Raw genomic sequence first — 20,000 nt, 5'->3', positions numbered from 1 at the left:
TAATCCGGCTTTCGCCGGGCTATCCCCCACTACAGGACATGTTCCGATGTATTACTCACCCGTTCGCCACTCGCCACCAGGTGCAAGCACCCGTGCTGCCGTTCGACTTGCATGTGTAAGGCATGCCGCCAGCGTTCAATCTGAGCCAGGATCAAACTCTTCAGTTTAAACCTGTTACTGTTTTCGGTTCGGTTAAGAACCGGTCGCTCACTCAAAGCTGACAGGAATATGAATCACTTCATAAACCTGACTTACTTTAGCGTGAGACTCTTGATACTTTTGCTATCTGATCCGAGGATCAGCTCGCTTTCATCAAGCGCCCACACTTATCGGCTGTTAATTTTTAAAGAGCATGTCTGCGAGGAACTTCGCGTTTCTCAGCAGCGCTGCGTTTTCAGCAGCAGAGAAGCGAGATTATGAACCGTCTTTTTCAACTCGTCAACAACTTTTTTAACTACTTCGTTGCGACGGTTGGGGTTCAACTCCTTGTGCGCCAAGGCTCGACAGCAACCTCGACCGCACCGCTTCCCTTCTTGTCTCCCGCGCTGCGTTTCCGTTAGCGCGAAAGAGGCGTGATTCTAAGCACCGGCCTCCTTCTCCGCAAGCCCTTTGTGAAAATATTTTGAAAAAGCCTCCGTGCGCTGCCGCGCACGGAGGCTTTGGAGGCAACGGGCACCGCGCAGGCTGCGAATCCGACGTCGCCCGTAACGCGTCCCTCTATATATAAGCCGACATCACTTGCTGCGGGCCGCAGCCTGCAGCTGCTCCACCGGCACCGCTTCGGCCATCGCCGCGTAACCGGCATCGCTCGGGTGAATGCCGTCGCCGCTGTCGTACCGGTGCTGCAGCACGCTCGGGCGCGCCGGGTCGCGCAATATCGCATCGAAGTCGACCACACCGTCGTACCCGCCGCCGCTCCGGATCCACCGGTTGACCTCGAGCCGGATCGCTTCGCGTCCAGGCGGCAACGCCGCCGGCGTGAGCGTCGCACCGAATACCTTCACGCCCCGGCGATGCGCGGCCTCGATCAGCCGGCGATAGCCATCGATCAACGACGCGGCCGTGACCTGCGTATGCGGGTTGTCGCAATCGAGCCCCGCGCGCGGCGGCATCGCCGCGAAGTTGATGTCGTTGATGCCGATCAGCACGATCACGGCCTTCACGCCCGAGCGCAACAGTGCATCTCGCTCGAACCGCGACGCCAGCGACGTGCCGTAGCACGCCGAGTCGCTGAGCAGCCGGTTCCCGCTGATGCCGAGGTTCACCACGCCGAGCGAATCCGCACCCGACGCAGTCAACCGCCGCGTCAGCGCGTCCGGCCAGCGATGATTCCGGTTCAGGCTCGAACGCAGCCCGTCGGTAATCGAGTCGCCGATCGCCGCGACACTCGCCCGCGCCGAACCCGCCTCGACCGCCAGCTCCGTCACCCATGCATATTGAGTAAAACGGGTACGGAATGCGTCGGCGCCCGGATCGTCCACATGATCACCCGGCGCCGACACGTAGTTGAACTGATTCGACACGCGGTGCCAGACGGTCATCCGCTGGTTCGCTCCCATCCGGAGACTGATCGCATACGGTCGCCCGGCCGTCACGTCGATCGCCACCGGATCGCTTTCGAGTTCCTGGCCCGGCGCGAGCGTCACCGACGCGTTGCCGCCGAAGCGCACCGGCGCAACCGAACGGTCGGCCAGGGCGGCACCGTCGCCCGCACGCGCAACGCCGGCGCCCTCTATCACCAGCGGCGCGCGGCCGTATGCGTTGCTGACGCGAATGCGCGCAGCACGCCCCGATACCGTCGGGTAGACGATCTGCCGGACGGTCCGCCCGGCCACATCTGGCGCGTGATAGAGCGGCGGCGGTGCAGCCAGGTCGGGAATCGGCTGCAACGCGGTCGCCCACGCTGCGACCCACCCGGCCGGCGCGGCCGACACCGCGAGCGGCGACAGGAAAACGGACGCGCCCAGCACGGTCGCGACGAAACTGCTTCGGAATGACATCGGCGAAATCCTCATCGGAAAGCGGGCATTGTGCCGCAGAAGCTACCCGTCTCACGCGATGGGCCGCCTTCACCCGCGGCGATCGTGCCCCGATGGCCCTCGTTTACCCGAATCTCGCCGAAAATCCGCGAGAAATTTATTAACCGACCGGTCGGTTGGTTTATACTTCGCACACATTCAACCGGACGAGAACTCCGCCATGTACACGCAATCCCTCGACATCCCCGGCAACGTCGCGCCACTCGACGCCGCAGCCGAGTCGCCCGAGCAAGCGCGGTTCGACGCAATCATGGCCGCGGACGGCAAGATCGAACCGCAGGACTGGATGCCCGATGCCTATCGCAAGACGCTGGTGCGCCAGATCTCGCAGCACGCGCACTCGGAAGTCGTCGGCATGCTGCCGGAAGGCAACTGGATTTCACGCGCGCCGAGCCTGAAGCGCAAGGCGATCCTGCTCGCGAAAGTCCAGGACGAAGCCGGCCACGGCCTCTATCTATATAGCGCCGCGGAAACGCTCGGCGTATCGCGCGATTCGCTGATCGACGCGCTGCATGCCGGCAAGGCGAAATATTCGAGCATCTTCAATTATCCGACGCCGACCTGGGCCGACGTCGGCGTGATCGGCTGGCTCGTCGACGGCGCGGCGATCATGAACCAGATCCCGCTGTGCCGCTGCACGTATGGCCCGTACGCGCGCGCGATGATCCGCGTGTGCAAGGAAGAGTCGTTCCACCAGCGCCAGGGTTTCGACGCGCTGCTGTCGATGATGAAGGGCACCGACGCGCAACGCGCGATGGTCCAGCAAGCGGTGAACCGCTGGTGGTGGCCGGTGCTGATGATGTTCGGCCCGAGCGACGCCGAGTCGGTCCACAGCAGCCAGTCCGCGAAATGGGGCATCAAGCGGATCTCGAACGACGACCTGCGGCAGAAATTCGTCGACGCGACCGCCGACCAGGCGAAAGTACTCGGCGTGACGCTGCCCGACCCGGACCTGAAATGGAACGAGGCGCGCGGCCACCACGACTACGGCACGATCGACTGGGATGAATTCTGGCGCGTGGTCAACGGCGACGGCCCGTGCAACAAGGAACGCCTCGCGACCCGCGTGAAGGCGCACGACGACGGCGCATGGGTGCGCGAAGCCGCGCTCGCGCACGAAGCGAAGCGCCGCGCCCGCGCCGAACAGCACGCCGCCTGAGCGGCAATCATCGAATACAGGATTCAGGAGAGAGTGATGAACAAGGAATGGCCGATCTGGGAAGTGTTCGTGCGCAGCAAGCAGGGCCTCGACCACAAGCATTGCGGCAGCCTGCACGCCGCCGACGCGACGATGGCGCTGCGCATGGCGCGCGACGTCTACACGCGCCGCCAGGAAGGCGTGAGCATCTGGGTGGTCCCGTCGTCGGCGATCACCGCGTCGGATCCGGCCGAGAAGGCCGAGCTGTTCGAGCCGGCGGGCGACAAGATCTACCGTCACCCGACGTTCTACACGCTGCCCGACGAAGTCAACCACATGTAACGCCGCGCCATGACGATCACGCCCGAACACCTCTCCTACGTGCTGCGCCTTGCCGACAACGCGCTGATCCTCGGTCAGCGGAATGCCGAATGGTGCGGCCACGGCCCCGTCCTCGAGGAAGACATCGCGCTCACCAACATGAGCCTCGATCTCATCGGCCAGGCGCGCATGCTGTACACGCACGCCGCCGAACTCGAACGCCAGCTCAACGGCGCGGCGAAGACGGAAGACGATTACGCATACTTCCGCACCGAGCGCGAGTTCGCGAACTTCACGCTCGCCGAGTTGCCGCACTACGGCCCGCTCGCCGGCACCGCGCACGCCGACAAGGACTACGCGGTGACGATCGTGCGCAACTTCCTCTACGCGACGCTGATGCTGCACGTGTGGACCGCGCTCGAAACGTCGACGGACGTGCAACTCGCCGCGATCGCCGCGAAATCGGTGAAGGAAACCCGCTATCACGTGCAGCACGCGCGCGAATGGCTGGTGCGCCTCGGCGACGGCACCGACGAATCGCATCGCCGCGCGCAGGCCGCGCTCGACTATCTGATGCCGTACACGCGTGAATTCTTCGCCGCCGACGCGATCGACGACGCCGTCGCCGCATCGGGCATCGCCCCGGCGCCGGCCGCGCTCGAAGCCGCATGGCGCGCGCAGGTCGACGACGCGCTCGCGGAAGCGACGCTGACCCTGCCGGCACCCGTGCAGCACGTGAGCACCGGCAAGCAAGGCGAGCACTCGGAACACATGGGTTACCTGCTCGCGGAAATGCAGAGCCTCGCGCGCCAGCATCCCGGCGCGACCTGGTAATCGACCGACCCAACGGAGAGCCCGACGATGTCCGTCCAGACCGCCGCCCCCACCGACGCCGCGCCCGCCGCGCAGCGCAACGATCCGTTGCTCGCGCGCGCGTGGGACGTGCTCGAAGCGGTGCCCGATCCCGAAATCCCGGTCGTGTCGATCCGCGAGCTCGGCATCCTGCGCGACGTGCGTCGTGCGGACGACGGCCTGCTCGAAGTCGTGATCACGCCGACCTACTCCGGCTGCCCCGCGATGTCGCAGATCGCCGAGGACATCGCCGCGGCGATGCAGGCCGCCGACCTGCCGCCGCACCGGATCGAGACGGTGCTCGCCCCTGCGTGGACGACGGACTGGATCACGCAGGAGGCGCGCGACAAGCTGCGCGCGTACGGCATCGCGCCGCCCGTCGGCCAGTGCGGCAGCGCCGCGCCGCGGGAAAACGTCGTGCGCTTCGTGCCGCGGCCCGTCGCGGCGCCCGTGTGCCCGCGCTGCGGCTCGGCCAATACCGAGCGTCTCGCGCAATTTGCATCCACGGCCTGCAAGGCGCTGTATCGCTGCGTCGACTGCCGCGAACCCTTCGACTACTTCAAACCTTACTGAGATGAACCAGCCCCCACGCTCTCTTCGTTCGCTTGGCGAGGCGCAGCCCTCCCATTCCCCGGAAGCCGCTCCGTCGCGCGAAGCAGCCCGGCGGGGGTCGTCGTCGACCCCGCAATTTCATCCGCTGCGTATCCGCGACGTGCGGCCCGAGACCGCCGACGCGGTGACCGTCTCCTTCGACGTGCCGCCCGAGCTGCGCGACGCGTACCGCTTCACGCAAGGCCAGTTCGTCACGCTGAAGACCCACATCGACGGCGAGGAAACGCGCCGCTCGTACTCGATCTGCGTCGGCACGACCGACTACGACCGCGACGGCGAACTGCGCGTCGGCATCAAGCGCGTGCGCGGCGGCCGCTTCTCGAACTTCGCGTTCGACACGCTGAAACCGGGCCACACGATCGACGTGATGACGCCGGACGGCCGCTTCTTCACGCACCTGAACGCCGACCACGGCAAGCAGTACGTCGCGTTTTCCGGCGGGTCGGGCATCACGCCGGTGCTCGCGATCGTGAAGACGACGCTCGAACTCGAGCCGCGCAGCACGTTCACGCTGATCTACGGCAACCGCAGCGTCGACGCGATCATGTTCGCGGAGGAGCTCGAGGACCTGAAGAACCGCTACATGAACCGCTTCGTCCTGTATCACGTGCTGTCGGACGATCTGCAGGACGTCGAGCTGTTCAACGGCGTGCTCGACCAGGCGAAATGCGCGGAATTCCTCGCCACGCTGATGCCGGCCGACGCGATCGACGAAGCGTTCATCTGCGGCCCCGCGCCGATGATGGACGCGGCCGAAGCCGCGCTGAAGGCGGCCGGCGTGCCGCAGGCCAAGGTGCACGTCGAGCGCTTCGGCACGCCGCTGCCGCAGGCCGGCGCGCCCGTCGTCGAGATCACCGAGCAGACGCCGGCGGCGGACCTCGAAATCGTGCTCGACGGCAAGAAGCGCAAGCTGCGCCTGCCGTACGAAGGCGTGAGCCTGCTCGACGTCGGCCTGCGCGCGGGCCTCGCACTGCCGTATGCCTGCAAGGGCGGCGTGTGCTGCACGTGCCGCGCGAAGGTGGTCGAAGGCGAAGTCCGGATGGAGAAGAACTACACGCTCGAGGAACACGAAGTGAAGGACGGCTTCGTGCTCACGTGCCAGTGCCACCCGATCAGCGACAAGGTCGTCGTGAGCTTCGACGAGCGTTGAGCGGCGTCGCACCGGCGCGCCGCGGCGGTTTCTCGTCGTCACACATCTCGCTTACACTAGGGGCCGCCGGCCGGGTGGACGTTGCAACGTCCGCCCGGCCGGCGGTTTTCTTTTGTTGATGACAGGCCGATGAGTACCATTCACGTGATTCAGGGCGGCACCGCCGCCGCGTCGCTGCGCGAGGCCCTCGCCCAAGCCGGACGCGACGAGCATGTCGTCGGATTGCTCGACGATCTCGCCGTCGGGCCGCTGAAGGGCGCCGACGAGACGCCCGACACGCGCGCCGCCTTCTGGCAGCGCGTGCTCGGCGATCAGGTTCCCGACTGGAACGCGGAAATCGAACAGGAATTCGCACGCCTCGACCAGCTCGCGATGGGCACGGGGCAGGTGGTCGTCTGGCATGCGCCGAGCGTCGGCGACAAGCTGCTGCTGCGGCGGGTCGCCTATCATCTGCGCAACGTGCCGCAGCGCCTGAACGAGGTGCGGCTGTCCACGGCCGACCTCGACGCGCCCGAGCGCGCGGCGTTGGCCCGCAGCGACCAGGCCTGTTCGACCGGCATGTTCTCGCCCGCGGCGCTGGCGCGCAAACGGCCGGTGGCCGCGCCGATCTCGGTGCTGCGCATCGGCCGCCTCGCGCTCGAATGGCAGGAGGCGAAACACCTGAATGCCGAGCTGCGCTACTGGGTCAGCAACACGATCAAGAGCGGCCAGTACGCGGACCTCGACGCACTGATCGTCACGCATGCGGAACCCGGCTGGCTGCCCGCGCGACAGCTGGTCGGCGGCATCATGGCCGGGGCCGATCGCGGCGGTTTGTTCGTCAGCGACTCGATCGCCTGGTGGCGCTGCCGCGAACTCGCGGCGGCCGGACGGCTCGAGCTGCAGGACGACGCGCCGATCGCCTTCTCTTCCACGCAGGTGCGCGCGGCAGCCGCGCATCGCTAACGCTACTCTTCAGCATTCGACCATGGCCCGTACCCGAGCGCCCGACCACGAATCCCAGCGCGAGCAGATCCTCGATCTCGCCGCCGAGAAATTCGCGCAGACGAGCTACCCGAGCACGTCGATGTCCGATCTCGCGACCGCGAGCGGCACGTCGAAGGCACGCCTCTATCACTATTACGAGAGCAAGGAAGCGATCCTGTTCGACCTGCTCGATCGCTACACGAAGCGCCTGATGCTGATCATCGCGGAGGTCGAGGGCGCGAGCCAGCGGCGCGGGCTCAGCGAGCGGGACGCGTTCGCCGAACTCGTGCGCGCGTTCCTCGCCGAGTACGAGACGTCGCACAGCCGCCATGTCGCGCTGCTCAACGACGTGAAATATCTGGAGGACGCGCAGCGCGAAATCGTGCTCGACCGCCAGCGCGACATCGTCGCGGCCTTCTCGCGTCAGCTCGCGCGCGCCTATCCGGACCGGATCTCGAAGGAAAACCAGACGTCGGTCACGATGATGGTGTTCGGGATGATCAACTGGACGTTCACATGGCTGAAGCCGGGCGGCCGCCTCGGCTACCGCGACTTCGCCGAGCAGGTCATCGACCTGATGGAACGCGGGCTGGCGCCGGCCGCCTGATTGCCGCGTAGCAGCATGCGTTGCGCGGTGGGTACAGTGCGGCACCCCGCCGCACATTCCATACGACGAATTTTAAATCGCCATAAAATCAATTAGATAGCTTATTAACTAAGCAGATTTAGAATTCATCCTCAAGACAAAGTACGGGTTTTCCCCAATCTCGTCGCCCCGCTCGGGTAAAATGCTGCTGCAATGCACAACCCGTTGTGCGGTCACATACTGAGGAACCCACGATGAACACGCAATTCAACGGCCGTGCCGATGCTGTCGGCGATGCCGCCAATGCGCCGGTTCTCGTCAGGGAACTGGCTTCCAAAGATCGTGAGCGAATGCTCACCCACTTTCTCTCGCTCGACGAAGAGGACCGCCTGCTGCGCTTCGGCCAGATGGTGCCCGACCACGTGATCGAGAACTATGTCCGTACGCTCGACTTCGGTCGCGACACGGTATTCGGCGTGTTCGACCACACGCTCGCGCTGATCGGCGTCGGCCACCTGGCGTACCTGCCGGCCGACGGCGACAAGCGCACGGCGGAATTCGGCGTGTCGGTGCTCGAAAGCGCGCGCGGCCGCGGCGTCGGCTCGAAGCTGTTCGAGCGCGCGGCCATCCGCAGCCGCAACACGCGCGTGACGATGCTGTACATGCACTGCCTGTCGCGCAATGCAACGATGATGCACATCGCGAAGAAATCCGGGATGCGCATCGAGTATGCGTACGGCGAAGCCGATGCGTACCTGTCGCTGCCGCCGGCCGACCACTCGACGATCATCGCCGAGATGCTGCAGGAACAAGCCGCGGTGTTCGACTACGCGCTCAAGCGCCAGGCCCACCGCACGTCGAAGTTCATCGAATCGCTGATGCCCGCCGCAGCGACGGCGTGATGTCGGCAGACCGGGCTGCCGCACGGCGCCCGCCCGGTCTGCTCCTTTTCCTTTCTGCAGGCGCCGCGCGCTAGCGCACCGAGCGGATCGGCAACGCCGTCGTCTCCTTGAAGCATTCGAGCGAGAAGCTGGTCTTCACGTCGATCACCGACGGATGGTGCAGCAGATGCTCCTGCACGAAGCGGGAGAAATGCGCCATGTCCTCGACCTGCACGCGCAGCAGGTAGTCCATGTCGCCCGTCATCGCGTGGCATGCGACCACTTCCGGCCAGGTCTGCACGGCCGCGCGGAACAGCTCCGCGTGGGTCGCGCCCGCGCGCGCCGAGGTCTCGTCGGCCCGCACCGGCGCCAAGCCGCCGCGCTTCTCGAGCCGCACGCTCACGTACGCGAGCAGATCGAGGCCGAGCTTCTGCGGATCCAGCAGCGCAACGTAGCCGGTGATCACGCCGATCTCCTCGAGCCGGCGGATGCGCCGCAGGCACGGGCTCGGCGACAGGTTCACCCGCTCGGCGATTTCCTGATTCGACAGGCGGCCGTTCTGCTGAAGAATCGCGAGAATCCGCCGGTCGATCGCATCCAATTCGACCTGCGCCATTTTCTGCCCTCCACCAATTATTTCGAGACTGGAAATTGCGCCATCGTAGGCACACGCGCTTAAGTTCGCAAGTTTACGCTCCGGCCTGCCCGCTACACTTTGTCGCATGAACCGATTCGTTGCGCGCGTCACAGCGCGCGCCACGTTCGACATGGAACCGGCCCGAGCCCGTCACGCCCGGGCGAATCGCACAGCACACTGGAGACACGGCATGCAGATCCCCAACTGGGAAAACCCCGTCGGCACCGACGGCTTCGAATTCATCGAATACACCGCACCGGATCCGAAAGCGCTCGGACAACTGTTCGAACGGATGGGTTTCACCGCGATCGCACGCCATCGCCACAAGGACGTGACGGTCTACCGCCAGGGCGACATCAACTTCATCATCAACGCCGAACCCGACTCGTTCGCACAACGCTTCGCGCGCCTGCACGGCCCGTCGATCTGCGCGATCGCGTTCCGCGTACAGGACGCCGCGAAGGCATACAAGCACGCGCTCGAACTGGGCGCATGGGGCTTCGACAACAAGACGGGCCCGATGGAGCTGAACATCCCGGCGATCAAAGGCATCGGCGATTCGCTGATCTACTTCGTCGACCGCTGGCGCGGCAAGAACGGCGCGCAGCCGGGCGCGATCGGCGACATCAGCATCTATGACGTCGACTTCGAGCCGATCGCCGGCGCGAACCCGAATCCGGCCGGCCACGGCCTCACCTATATCGACCACCTGACGCACAACGTGCATCGCGGCCGCATGCAGGAATGGGCGGAGTTCTACGAGCGCCTGTTCAACTTCCGCGAAGTGCGCTACTTCGACATCGAAGGCAAGGTGACGGGCGTGAAGTCGAAGGCGATGACGTCGCCGTGCGGCAAGATCCGGATCCCGATCAACGAGGAAGGCTCGGACACGGCCGGCCAGATCCAGGAATACCTCGACGCGTACCACGGCGAAGGCATCCAGCACATCGCGCTCGGCACGAACGACATCTACGGCGCGGTCGACGGCCTGCGCAGCAAGGAAGTGAAGCTGCTCGACACGATCGACACGTATTACGAGCTGGTCGACCGCCGCGTGCCGAACCACGGCGAATCGCTGGACGAGCTGAAGAAGCGCAAGATCCTGATCGACGGCGCGCGCGACGACCTGCTGCTGCAGATCTTCACCGAGAACCAGATCGGGCCGATCTTCTTCGAGATCATCCAGCGCAAGGGCAACCAGGGCTTCGGCGAAGGCAACTTCAAGGCGCTGTTCGAATCGATCGAACTCGACCAGATCCGCCGCGGCGTGGTGCAGGACAAGGCCTGACGCCAGTGTCCGGGGTAGCCCGGGCGTCCGCGTGAACCGCCAGCAAACCGGCGGCCCAAAGAAAAAGGGCGGGAATCGCAAGATTCCCGCCCTTTTGTCGTTCCGGCGCGGCCCGACGGCCGCGCGAACGGATCAACGCACGCTCGCCTTCGGCGCGACGGCGTGTGCGGCCGCCGGCTGCGCGTCGGCGTCCTGCGCCGCCGCGATCTGACGCATCTGTGCGCCGGCTGCCGCCAGCGCGCTCGCGCCTTGCGCGTGCACCGGGCCGGTCATCGCGAGAAACGCGGCGGACACGATCAGGAAACTCTGGATATGACGTGTGTTCATTGCACCTCCTTTAAAACTGCCGGCGCCTCCCCGGTTGCGTCGAAGCGGGCCGACGCGGCCGGGCACCTCCGGCAGGCCGACAAGATTAACGGCATTTGTACGATGATGGGGACAGCTTTACATGCTTTTACATGATGTAACTCAGCATCCCGCGCGATTTCGCTGATGCGCCGCGGCACGCCGGCCGGTGGGCGACGGGTTTATCCCAGTGCTACCATCACTCAAAACCGGCCAATATGCCGGCCACTGCCGACACGTTCACAAGACGTCGAAGCAACTGAAGTTTTGGTGATCCCAAACTGGGTGGAGGAGACAGTTAATGAATGCCCCGCTAGACGCAGGCCAACGCGCGTCGCTCGAAGCCGCGCTGAAGTCCGTCACGCTTGACGACAAATACACGCTCGAACGCGGCCGCGCGTACATGAGCGGCATCCAGGCGCTGGTGCGCCTGCCGATGCTCCAGCAGGAACGCGACCGCGCCGCCGGCCTCAATACGGCCGGTTTCATCTCCGGTTATCGCGGCTCTCCGCTCGGCGGCCTCGACCTGTCGCTGTGGAAGGCCAAGCAGCACCTCGCCGCCCACCAGATCGTCTTCCAGCCCGGCCTGAACGAAGATCTCGCCGCCACCGCCGTGTGGGGCTCGCAGCAGGTGAACCTGTACCCCGGCGCGAAGCACGACGGCGTGTTCGGCATGTGGTACGGCAAGGGCCCGGGTGTCGATCGCACCGGCGACGTCTTCAAGCACGCGAACTCGGCCGGCTCGTCGAAGCACGGCGGCGTGCTGGTGCTCGCCGGCGACGACCACGCGGCGAAATCGTCGACGCTCGCGCACCAGTCCGAACATATCTTCAAGGCCTGCGGGCTGCCGGTGCTGTTCCCGTCGAACGTGCAGGAATATCTCGACTTCGGCCTGCACGGCTGGGCGATGAGCCGCTACTCGGGCCTATGGGTCGCGCTCAAGTGCGTGACCGACGTGGTCGAATCGTCGGCATCGGTCGACATCGACCCGCATCGCACCGAGATCGTGCTGCCGACCGATTTCATCCTGCCGGAAGGCGGGCTGAACATCCGCTGGCCGGACCCGCCGCTCGTGCAGGAAGCACGGCTGCTCGACTACAAGTGGTACGCGGCGCTCGCCTACGTGCGCGCGAACAAGCTCGACCGGATCGAGATCGACTCGCCGCACGCGCGCTTCGGGATCATGACCGGCGGCAAGGCGTACCTCGACGTGCGCCAGGCGCTGACCGACCTCGGCCTCGACGACGAAACCTGCGCGCGGATCGGCATCCGGCTCTACAAGGTCGGTTGTGTGTGGCCGCTCGAAGCGCAAGGCGCGCAGGCGTTCGCGCGCGGCCTCGATGAAATCCTGGTCGTCGAGGAAAAGCGCCAGATCCTCGAATACGCGATCAAGGAAGAGCTGTACAACTGGCCCGACGCGCAACGCCCGCGCGTGTTCGGCAAGTTCGACGAGAAGGACGGCGCCGGCGGCGAATGGTCGGTGCCGATGGGCAACTGGCTGCTGCCCGCACACTACGAGTTGTCGCCGGCGATCATCGCGAAAGCGATCGCGACGCGGCTCGAGAAGTTCGAATTGCCGTCCGACGTGCGCGCGCGCATCGCCGCGCGGCTCGCGGTGATCAACGCGAAGGAAATGGCGCTCGCGAAGCCGCACGTGCAGACCGAGCGCAAGCCGTGGTTCTGCTCGGGCTGCCCGCACAACACGTCGACCAACGTGCCGGAAGGCTCGCGTGCGATCGCCGGGATCGGCTGCCACTACATGACCGTATGGATGGACCGCAGCACGAGCACCTTCAGCCAGATGGGCGGCGAAGGCGTGCCGTGGATCGGCCAGGCGCCGTTCACCGAAGAAAAGCACGTGTTCGCGAACCTCGGCGACGGCACCTATTTCCATTCGGGGCTGCTCGCGGTGCGCGCGGCGATCTCGTCGAAGGCGAACATCACCTACAAGATCCTCTACAACGACGCGGTCGCGATGACGGGCGGCCAGCCGGTCGACGGCGTGCTGACGGTGCCGCAGATCACGCATCAGCTCGCGTCCGAAGGCGCGAAGAAGATCGTGATCGTCACCGACGAGCCGGAGAAGTACGACAGCCAGAAGGCGCTGCTCGCGCCGGGCGTGACGATCCATCACCGCGACCAGCTCGACGACGTGCAGCGCGAGCTGCGCGAGATCGAAGGCACGACGATCCTGATCTACGACCAGACCTGCGCGACCGAGAAGCGCCGCCGCCGCAAACGCGGCACGTATCCGGACCCGGCCAAGCGCGTCGTGATCAACGACGCGGTGTGCGAAGGCTGCGGCGACTGCTCGGTGCAGTCGAACTGCCTGTCGGTCGAGCCGCTGGAAACCGAATTCGGCACGAAGCGCCAGATCAACCAGTCGAGCTGCAACAAGGACTTTTCGTGCGTGAAGGGCTTCTGCCCGAGCTTCGTCACGGTCGAGGGCGGCCAGCTGAAGAAGCCGAAAGCAGTGGCGGTCGACGGCGGTGCGCTGCCGCCGATTCCCGAACCGACGTTGCCGGCAATCGACCGCGCGTACGGCGTGCTCGTCACCGGCGTCGGCGGCACGGGCGTCGTCACGATCGGCGCGCTGCTCGGGATGGCCGCGCACCTGGAGAACAAGGGCGTGACCGTGCTCGACGTCACGGGCCTCGCGCAGAAGGGCGGCGCCGTGATGAGCCACGTGCAGATCTCGCACGCGCCGACCGACATCCATGCAACGCGGATCGCGATGGGCGAAGCCGACCTCGTGATCGGCTGCGACGCGATCGTCACGGCCGGCGACGAATGCACGTCGCGGATGCGGCACGATGCGACGCGCGTGGTCGTCAACAGCGCGCAGACGCCGACCGCCGAGTTCATCAAGAACCCTAACTGGGCGTTCCCGGGCCTGTCCGCCGAGAACGACATCCGTGCGGCGGCCGGCGAGGCGGTCGATTTCATCGACGCGAACCGCTTCGCGGTCGCGCTGCTCGGCGACGCGATCTACACGAACCCGTTCGTGCTCGGCTACGCGTGGCAGAAGGGCTGGCTGCCGCTGACGCTCGCGTCGCTCGAACGCGCGATCGAGCTGAACGCGGTGTCGGTCGACAAGAACCGCGCGGCGTTCGACTGGGGCCGCCGCGCCGCGTACGACCTGGCGAGCGTGAAGCAGGCCGCGGCCGGCGACGCGCGACCCGCGCAGGGCGCCACGGTGATCTCGCTGCACACGAAGAAGGCGGTCGACGCGCTGATCGCGAAGCGCGTGGAATTCCTGACCGCGTACCAGAACGCCGCGTATGCATCGCGCTATGCGGCATTCGTCGACAAGGTGCGCGCCGCCGAGCGCGCGCTGGCGGACGGCGACACGGTGCAGGAGCCGCTGACCGAAGCGGTCGCGCGCAACCTGTTCAAGCTGATGGCGTACAAGGACGAATACGAGGTCGCGCGGCTGCAGTCCGATCCCGCGTTCCTCGCGCGCCTGACCGCGCAGTTCGAAGGCGAGTGGAAGCTGAAATTCCACCTCGCGCCGCCGCTGTTCGCGAAGACGGACGCCCACGGCCATCTCGTGAAGAAGGCGTACGGCCCGTGGATGATGTCGGCGTTCCGGCTGCTCGCGAAGGCGAAGTTCCTGCGCGGCACGGGGCTCGACCCGTTCGGCCGCACCGCGGAGCGCCGCACCGAACGCGCGCTGATCGGCGAGTACGAAGCGCTGATCGGCGAAGTGCTGGCCAAGCTCGATGCAACCAACCGCCCGCTCGCAGTCGAGCTCGCGGCGCTGCCGGACGGCATTCGCGGCTACGGCCACGTGAAGGAGAACAACCTGCGCGCGGTGCGCCAGAAGTGGAACACGCTGCTCACGCAGTGGCGTTCGCCGACGGGCGGCCAGTCGCGCCAGCAGGTCGCGTAACGGCAAACGCGGAGCGGGCGTTCGCGGTCGGCACGCCCGCCCCGCGCCCCGCCCGGCCCGGCCCGCACTGCCGCAGGCGCGAGCGCGGCCGCGGTTCACGGAAAGCCCATAAAAAACGCCACGGAACGCAGGGTTCCGTGGCGTTTTTCATTGCGCCGCGCACGACGCGCGGCACACGCGGGCGCGAACTTACTTCGTGTTCGCGTTCGCGGCGGCGACCGCCGTCATGTTGATGATCCGGCGCACGGTCGCGGCCGGCGTCAGGATGTGAACCGGCTTCGCTGCGCCGAGCAGGAACGGGCCGACCGTCACGCCTTCGCCGCCGACCATCTTCAGCAGGTTGTACGCGATGTTCGCCGCTTCGACGTTCGGCATGATCAGCAGGTTCGCTTCGCCCGACAGCGTCGTGCCCGGGAATGCAGCCTTGCGGACCGCTTCGGACAGCGCCGCGTCGCCGTGCATTTCGCCGTCGACTTCGAGGTTCGGTGCACGCTCGCTGATCAGCTTGCGAGCTTCCGCCATGCGGCGCGACGACGCCGACGGCGCGCTGCCGAAGTTCGAGTTCGACAGCAGTGCGGCCTTCGGCGTGATGCCGAAGCGCTCGATCTCGGCCGCAGCCTGGATCGTCATGTCGGCGAGCTGTTCCGCGCTCGGCAGCTCGTTCACGTACGTGTCGCACAGGAACAGGTTGCGGCCCGGCAGCATCAGCAGGTTCATCGCCGCGTAGTGCTCGGCGCCCTTCGCACGGCCCAGCACCTGCTCGATGAACTTCAGGTGCGTGTGGTACGTGTCGATCATCCCGCAGATCATCCCGTCCGCATCGCCCAGGTGCACGAGCATCGCGCCGATCAGCGTGTTGAACTTGCGCAGCGCGGCCTTCGCGACTTCCGGCGTCACGCCGTCGCGCGCGCCGATGTCGTGATAGGCCTGCCAGTAGCGGTGATAGCGCGTGTCGTCTTCCGGGTTCACGATCTCGAAATCGACGCCGGCCTTCAGCTTCGAGCCGATCTTCTGCAGACGCATCTCGACGACCGACGGACGGCCGATGATGATCGGCTTCGCGATCTTCTCCAGCAGCACGAACTGCGCGGCACGCAGCACGCGCTCGTCTTCGCCTTCGGCGAACACGATGCGCGCCTGCTTCGTCTTCGCGGTCGCGAACACCGGGCGCATCACCATGCCGGTGCGGTAGACGGTCGCGCCGAGCTGCTCGCGGTACGCGTCCATGTCCTGGATCGGACGCGTGGCGACGCCCGAATCCATCGCGGCTTGAGCGACGGCCGGCGCGATCTTGATGATCAGGCGCGGGTCGAACGGCTTCGGAATCAGGTAGTCCGGGCCGAACTCGAGCGAATGGCCTTCATACGCCTTCGCGACTTCCTCGCTCTGGTCCGTTTCCTGGGCCAGCTCGGCGATCGCGCGCACGCACGCGAGCTTCATTTCTTCCGTGATCGTCGTCGCGCCGACGTCGAGCGCGCCGCGGAAGATGAACGGGAAGCACAGCACGTTGTTGACCTGGTTCGGATAGTCCGAACGGCCGGTCGCGACGATCGCGTCCGGGCGCACGGCCTTCGCGTCTTCCGGGCGGATTTCCGGTTCCGGGTTCGCGAGCGCCAGGATCAGCGGGCGCTCGCCCATCGTCTTGACCATGTCCTGCTTCAGCACGCCCGCGCTCGAGCAGCCGAGGAACACGTCCGCGCCGACGATCGCGTCGGCGAGCGTGCGTGCGTCGGTGGTCGCCGCATAGCGCTGCTTCGACGGATCGAGGTTGCCGCGCCCTTCGTAGATCACGCCCTTCGAATCGGCGACGAGGATGTTCGACTTCGTGAGGCCGAGGTTCACCAGCAGGTCCAGACACGCGATCGCTGCCGCGCCGGCGCCCGAACACACGAGCTTCACGTCGGCGAGGTTCTTGCCGACGACCTTCAGGCCGTTCAGGATCGCGGCCGACGCGATGATCGCGGTGCCGTGCTGGTCGTCGTGGAAGACGGGGATCTTCATGCGCTCGCGCAGCTTCTGCTCGATGTAGAAGCATTCCGGCGCCTTGATGTCCTCGAGGTTGATGCCGCCGAGCGTCGGCTCGAGCATCGCGATCGCCTCGACGAGCTTGTCGGGGTCCGACTCCGACAATTCGATGTCGAACACGTCGATGCCCGCGAACTTCTTGAACAGGCAGCCCTTGCCTTCCATCACCGGCTTCGCGGCCAGCGGCCCGATGTTGCCGAGGCCGAGCACGGCGGTGCCGTTCGTGATGACGCCGACGAGGTTGCCGCGCGACGTGTACTTCTGCGCGTCGAGCGGATCGGCGTGGATCGCCTCGCACGCGGCGGCGACGCCCGGCGAATACGCGAGCGACAGGTCGAGCTGGTTCGACAGCGGCTTGGTCGGGGTGACCGAAATCTTGCCGGGTTTCGGGTTCAGGTGATAAGCGAGAGCGGCCTGCTTCAGTTGTTCGTCCATGATTGACCTGCGAGAGACATGCGAAATATTGACGACTCAGTACACAGCACCTTCGGCCGCGTCTGCTTGAATCGAGGGGATAGTCGACTGCGAGACGGCCCGCGACGCGCCGGATCGGCACACCATCGAACCTTGGCGGATGGCAAGAGGAAAGTACAAAGTACTGAACGATTTCTTAGGGTCGCCTAGTGTACACCCCCTAAATGACAGCTGTTGGTGCAGCGCCGCATCCGCGGCGTCACCGTCGATGTGGTCGCGCCCCATTTGTTTCGCCGGTGGTGAGCGGCGTGCCGAACCTGCGCGAATTCCGCCGAAAACCGGCCTGAATCGGGTAAAATAGCGGGCTACGCGCGCAGCGATGCGATCGGCGCTCCGATCGCGCCCCGCCCTTCGGGCAGGTTCCCCTTGCTGCGCCACCGGGCCCGCGCCCGATCTTCGCTCATCACCCAAGGAATGCCCATGACAGGCTACGATCGTCAGTCGATCTCGGATACGACCGCCAAAATCCTGCTCGAAGTGCAGGCGGTGCACTTCAACGCCGAAAAACCGTTCATCTTCACGTCCGGCTGGGCGAGCCCCGTCTACATCGACTGCCGCAAGCTGATCTCGTATCCGCGCGTGCGCCGTGCGCTGATGGAAATGGCGGAAACGACGATCATGCGCGACGTCGGCTTCGAGCAGATCGACTCGGTGGCGGGCGGCGAGACGGCCGGCATCCCGTTCGCGGCATGGCTCGCGGATCGCATGATGGTGCCGATGCAGTACGTGCGCAAGAAGCCGAAGGGTTTCGGCCGCAACGCGCAGATCGAAGGCCATCTGGAAGAAGGCTCGCGCGTGCTGCTGGTGGAAGACCTGACGACCGACAGCCGCAGCAAGATCAACTTCGTCAACGCGCTGCGCACCGCCGGCGCGACGGTGAACCACTGCTTCGTGCTGTTCCACTACAACATCTTCAAGGAAAGCGTGTCGGTCCTGAAGGACATCGACGTCGACCTGCACGCGCTCGCCACGTGGTGGGACGTGCTGCGCGTCGCGAAGGCATCGGGCTACTTCGAGACGAAGACGCTCGACGAAGTCGAGAAATTCCTGCACGCACCGGCCGAGTGGTCGGCGGCGCACGGCGGCGCGACGGCCCCGAAGGAATGACGCCACGCCGGCATGCAGGCCGGCACCTGGCTGACAAAGCCGCTCGCTTCGTCGCGAGCGGTTTTTTTTCGTCCGTCGATCCGCATCAGGAACGATCGAGATCGCACGCCGCGACGTGCGTCGCTCATGGAACCCTAATGCTAGACTTGATCCATCGCCGCGATCAGCTGCGCGAGCTACGCACAACGCCAACAAACGCCGGGCTCGTCGGCCGGCCTACGTGACGGGAGAAGCGCCTTATGCGTGTGGATCGCCGGATCACTTCGCCTGCGCCCTCGGGTCGTCCGCCTGCGTTCATCGCCGTCCTTCTCTGCGTCGCCGTCTGCGGCGCATTCGCCATTCGGCCCGCGCGGGCCGAAGGCCCGTTCACCGTGTCGAGCGACGACCTCACGCCGGGCGGCCGCGTCGGCCGCGCGCACGTGTTCGATCGCGGCGACTGCACGGGCGAAAACCGCTCGCCGCAACTCACGTGGCGCAATCCGCCCGCCGGCACGCGCGGCTACGCGGTCACGATCTTCGATCCCGACGCACCGGGCAACGGCTGGTGGCACTGGGCCGTCGCCGGCATTCCGGCGACCGTCACGAGCCTGCCCGCCGATGCGAGCGCGTCCGGCTTCCTGCGGCGCATCGGCGCGAGCGAGGCGCGCAACGACTTCGGCACCGACGGCTACGGCGGCCCGTGCCCGCCGCCCGGCAAACCGCACCGCTACGTGATCACCGTCTACGCGCTGAAGGGAACGGATCTGCGCGTGTCGCAGGGTCGCCCCGCGCCGATGTTCGAGCACGAGATCGGCACGCTCACGATCGGCACCGCGCGGCTCACGGTCACTTACGGGCAATAGCCGAGCGCGCCCATCGCATGCGCCGCACTGCGCCGGGCGCTTGACCACTTGGCCGATTCCCCACGGCGACGAATTTCAGTGCGCGCGCGGCGCGCGTTTTTCCCGTCATTCCGGCTTGCTAGACTCGCTGCACCGGTCGCGGCATCCCGCCGCGCATCCGCCGCGCCGCCCGATCGCGACGCGTGACGCGGCAGGCCGCAGCGCCTGCCGTCGTCGTCCCTTTCCGGAGAACGCTTCATGTCGAACATCGTCATCGTCTATCACAGCGGCTACGGTCACACGCAGAAACTGGCCGACGCCGTTCACGCGGGCGCGCAGGACGCCGGCGCCACCGCACGCCTGATCGCCGTCGGCGAGCTCGACGACGCGAGCTGGGCCGCGCTCGACGCCGCCGATGCAATCGTGTTCGGCGCGCCGACTTACATGGGCGGCCCGTCCGCGCAGTTCAAGCAGTTTGCCGACGCAACGTCGAAACCGTGGTTCGCGCAGAAGTGGAAGGACAAGATCGCCGCGGGCTTCACGAACTCGGCGACGATGAACGGCGACAAATTCTCGACGATTCAGTATTTCGTCACGCTGGCGATGCAACATGGGATGGTGTGGGTCGGCACGGGCATGATGCCGGCCAACTCGAAGGCGGCCACGCGCAACGACATCAACTACGTCGGCGGCTTCACGGGCCTGCTCGCGCAGTCGCCGGCGGACGCGACGCCCGACGAGGGCCCGTTGCCGGGCGACCTCGAGACCGCGAAGGCGTTCGGCCGGCGCGTCGCCGAAGCGACGGCCCGCTGGGTGGCCGGCGGCCGCTGAGCGCGCCCGCGGTGCCTGCCCGCTCGCGCGGCCTC

18 protein-coding genes and 1 rRNA gene (1 of these 19 running past the window's edge) are annotated in these 20,000 nt (G+C 66.2%); 13 read left to right on the top strand and 6 right to left on the bottom strand.

What is annotated here, in order from left to right; translation table 11 throughout:
- Positions 1–167: ribosomal RNA gene (locus O1Q03_RS38240) — 16S ribosomal RNA — on the bottom strand (it extends 1,366 nt beyond the left edge of the window).
- Between the two features lie 567 nt (positions 168–734).
- Positions 735–2,000, bottom strand: a complete 1,266-nt coding sequence (locus O1Q03_RS38235; protein WP_269510915.1) for an SGNH/GDSL hydrolase family protein — start codon at positions 1,998–2,000, stop codon at positions 735–737.
- 199 nt (positions 2,001–2,199) lie between these two features.
- Between O1Q03_RS38235 and paaA the strand changes: the two genes are divergently transcribed.
- The 8 genes from paaA (at position 2,200) to O1Q03_RS38195 (ending at position 8,566) form a co-directional block, all read left to right on the top strand.
- On the top strand, positions 2,200–3,198 hold the full coding sequence (paaA, locus tag O1Q03_RS38230) for a 1,2-phenylacetyl-CoA epoxidase subunit PaaA (RefSeq protein WP_269510913.1): 999 nt from the start codon (positions 2,200–2,202) through the stop codon (positions 3,196–3,198).
- 36 nt (positions 3,199–3,234) lie between these two features.
- A complete protein-coding gene (paaB, locus tag O1Q03_RS38225; protein WP_011546649.1) occupies positions 3,235–3,519 on the top strand; it encodes a 1,2-phenylacetyl-CoA epoxidase subunit PaaB in 285 nt (94 codons plus the stop codon).
- Between the two features lie 9 nt (positions 3,520–3,528).
- Entirely contained in the window at positions 3,529–4,332 is an 804-nt protein-coding gene (gene paaC / locus O1Q03_RS38220; RefSeq protein WP_269510911.1) for a 1,2-phenylacetyl-CoA epoxidase subunit PaaC, read from the top strand.
- Positions 4,333–4,359: 27 nt separating this feature from the next.
- Positions 4,360–4,923: a 1,2-phenylacetyl-CoA epoxidase subunit PaaD gene (paaD, locus tag O1Q03_RS38215; RefSeq protein ID WP_269510909.1), complete on the top strand. Its 564-nt coding sequence runs from the start codon at positions 4,360–4,362 to the stop codon at positions 4,921–4,923.
- Between the two features lie 124 nt (positions 4,924–5,047).
- On the top strand, positions 5,048–6,112 hold the full coding sequence (gene paaE, locus O1Q03_RS38210; RefSeq protein ID WP_269510917.1) for a 1,2-phenylacetyl-CoA epoxidase subunit PaaE: 1,065 nt from the start codon (positions 5,048–5,050) through the stop codon (positions 6,110–6,112).
- A 129-nt stretch (positions 6,113–6,241) separates the two neighbouring features.
- The gene (locus tag O1Q03_RS38205; protein WP_269510907.1) at positions 6,242–7,057 is read left to right on the top strand and encodes a DUF1835 domain-containing protein; all 816 of its coding nucleotides are present in this window, start codon (positions 6,242–6,244) and stop codon (positions 7,055–7,057) included.
- 22 nt (positions 7,058–7,079) lie between these two features.
- Positions 7,080–7,685, top strand: coding sequence for a TetR/AcrR family transcriptional regulator (locus O1Q03_RS38200; RefSeq protein ID WP_269510905.1), 606 nt, complete (start codon positions 7,080–7,082; stop codon positions 7,683–7,685).
- Between the two features lie 233 nt (positions 7,686–7,918).
- Positions 7,919–8,566 (top strand): GNAT family N-acetyltransferase, encoded by a 648-nt coding sequence (locus O1Q03_RS38195; RefSeq protein WP_269510903.1) that lies wholly within the window; start codon positions 7,919–7,921, stop codon positions 8,564–8,566.
- 70 nt (positions 8,567–8,636) lie between these two features.
- Here the strand turns inward: O1Q03_RS38195 and O1Q03_RS38190 are convergent, their stop codons facing one another.
- Positions 8,637–9,161 (bottom strand): Lrp/AsnC family transcriptional regulator, encoded by a 525-nt coding sequence (locus O1Q03_RS38190; protein ID WP_096508218.1) that lies wholly within the window; start codon positions 9,159–9,161, stop codon positions 8,637–8,639.
- A gap of 211 nt (positions 9,162–9,372) precedes the next feature.
- On the opposite strand from O1Q03_RS38190, the gene hppD reads away from it, so the two are divergent.
- Positions 9,373–10,470: a 4-hydroxyphenylpyruvate dioxygenase gene (gene hppD, locus O1Q03_RS38185; protein WP_269510901.1), complete on the top strand. Its 1,098-nt coding sequence runs from the start codon at positions 9,373–9,375 to the stop codon at positions 10,468–10,470.
- A gap of 132 nt (positions 10,471–10,602) precedes the next feature.
- Here hppD and O1Q03_RS38180 read toward each other — a convergent pair whose 3' ends face one another.
- Positions 10,603–10,797, bottom strand: coding sequence for a hypothetical protein (locus tag O1Q03_RS38180; protein WP_269510899.1), 195 nt, complete (start codon positions 10,795–10,797; stop codon positions 10,603–10,605).
- Positions 10,798–11,116: 319 nt separating this feature from the next.
- Here O1Q03_RS38180 and O1Q03_RS38175 point away from each other — a divergent pair, with 319 nt between their 5' ends.
- Positions 11,117–14,707, top strand: a complete 3,591-nt coding sequence (locus O1Q03_RS38175) for an indolepyruvate ferredoxin oxidoreductase family protein (RefSeq protein ID WP_269510897.1) — start codon at positions 11,117–11,119, stop codon at positions 14,705–14,707.
- 189 nt (positions 14,708–14,896) lie between these two features.
- Here the strand turns inward: O1Q03_RS38175 and O1Q03_RS38170 are convergent, their stop codons facing one another.
- Entirely contained in the window at positions 14,897–17,167 is a 2,271-nt protein-coding gene (locus O1Q03_RS38170) for an NADP-dependent malic enzyme (protein ID WP_269510895.1), read from the bottom strand.
- Positions 17,168–17,626: 459 nt separating this feature from the next.
- On the opposite strand from O1Q03_RS38170, the gene O1Q03_RS38165 reads away from it, so the two are divergent.
- A complete protein-coding gene (locus O1Q03_RS38165; RefSeq protein ID WP_006752465.1) occupies positions 17,627–18,313 on the top strand; it encodes an orotate phosphoribosyltransferase in 687 nt (228 codons plus the stop codon).
- Between the two features lie 239 nt (positions 18,314–18,552).
- Positions 18,553–19,155 (top strand): YbhB/YbcL family Raf kinase inhibitor-like protein, encoded by a 603-nt coding sequence (locus O1Q03_RS38160; RefSeq protein WP_269510893.1) that lies wholly within the window; start codon positions 18,553–18,555, stop codon positions 19,153–19,155.
- On the opposite strand, the gene O1Q03_RS38155 is transcribed toward O1Q03_RS38160, so the two are convergent.
- On the bottom strand, positions 19,143–19,409 hold the full coding sequence (locus O1Q03_RS38155; protein ID WP_269510891.1) for a hypothetical protein: 267 nt from the start codon (positions 19,407–19,409) through the stop codon (positions 19,143–19,145). The two genes, O1Q03_RS38160 and O1Q03_RS38155, sit on opposite strands and share 13 nt — an antisense overlap.
- On the opposite strand from O1Q03_RS38155, the gene O1Q03_RS38150 reads away from it, so the two are divergent.
- Positions 19,393–19,965: a flavodoxin family protein gene (locus tag O1Q03_RS38150; protein ID WP_269510889.1), complete on the top strand. Its 573-nt coding sequence runs from the start codon at positions 19,393–19,395 to the stop codon at positions 19,963–19,965. The two genes, O1Q03_RS38155 and O1Q03_RS38150, sit on opposite strands and share 17 nt — an antisense overlap.
- The last annotated feature ends 35 nt before the right edge of the window (positions 19,966–20,000 follow it).

This window comes from Burkholderia sp. IMCC1007 (genome assembly GCF_027257875.1).
Taxonomy (GTDB): Bacteria; Pseudomonadota; Gammaproteobacteria; order Burkholderiales; family Burkholderiaceae; genus Burkholderia.
This window is presented reverse-complemented; position numbering and strand designations above follow the sequence as displayed.

Bases quoted from the DNA above. Each gene is read 5' to 3' on its own strand.
- O1Q03_RS38150 (WP_269510889.1), top strand. From the start codon at position 19,393: ATGTCGAACATCGTCATCGTCTATCACAGCGGCTACGGTCACACGCAG.
- paaB (WP_011546649.1), top strand. From the start codon at position 3,235: ATGAACAAGGAATGGCCGATCTGGGAAGTGTTCGTGCGCAGCAAGCAG.
- O1Q03_RS38165 (WP_006752465.1), top strand. From the start codon at position 17,627: ATGACAGGCTACGATCGTCAGTCGATCTCGGATACGACCGCCAAAATC.
- hppD (WP_269510901.1), top strand. From the start codon at position 9,373: ATGCAGATCCCCAACTGGGAAAACCCCGTCGGCACCGACGGCTTCGAA.
- paaC (WP_269510911.1), top strand. From the start codon at position 3,529: ATGACGATCACGCCCGAACACCTCTCCTACGTGCTGCGCCTTGCCGAC.
- O1Q03_RS38205 (WP_269510907.1), top strand. From the start codon at position 6,242: ATGAGTACCATTCACGTGATTCAGGGCGGCACCGCCGCCGCGTCGCTG.
- paaA (WP_269510913.1), top strand. From the start codon at position 2,200: ATGTACACGCAATCCCTCGACATCCCCGGCAACGTCGCGCCACTCGAC.
- O1Q03_RS38195 (WP_269510903.1), top strand. From the start codon at position 7,919: ATGAACACGCAATTCAACGGCCGTGCCGATGCTGTCGGCGATGCCGCC.
- O1Q03_RS38190 (WP_096508218.1), bottom strand. From the start codon at position 9,161: ATGGCGCAGGTCGAATTGGATGCGATCGACCGGCGGATTCTCGCGATT.
- O1Q03_RS38155 (WP_269510891.1), bottom strand. From the start codon at position 19,409: ATGACGATGTTCGACATGAAGCGTTCTCCGGAAAGGGACGACGACGGC.
- O1Q03_RS38160 (WP_269510893.1), top strand. From the start codon at position 18,553: ATGCGTGTGGATCGCCGGATCACTTCGCCTGCGCCCTCGGGTCGTCCG.
- O1Q03_RS38170 (WP_269510895.1), bottom strand. From the start codon at position 17,167: ATGGACGAACAACTGAAGCAGGCCGCTCTCGCTTATCACCTGAACCCG.
- O1Q03_RS38180 (WP_269510899.1), bottom strand. From the start codon at position 10,797: ATGAACACACGTCATATCCAGAGTTTCCTGATCGTGTCCGCCGCGTTT.
- O1Q03_RS38235 (WP_269510915.1), bottom strand. From the start codon at position 2,000: ATGTCATTCCGAAGCAGTTTCGTCGCGACCGTGCTGGGCGCGTCCGTT.
- O1Q03_RS38200 (WP_269510905.1), top strand. From the start codon at position 7,080: ATGGCCCGTACCCGAGCGCCCGACCACGAATCCCAGCGCGAGCAGATC.
- O1Q03_RS38175 (WP_269510897.1), top strand. From the start codon at position 11,117: ATGAATGCCCCGCTAGACGCAGGCCAACGCGCGTCGCTCGAAGCCGCG.
- paaD (WP_269510909.1), top strand. From the start codon at position 4,360: ATGTCCGTCCAGACCGCCGCCCCCACCGACGCCGCGCCCGCCGCGCAG.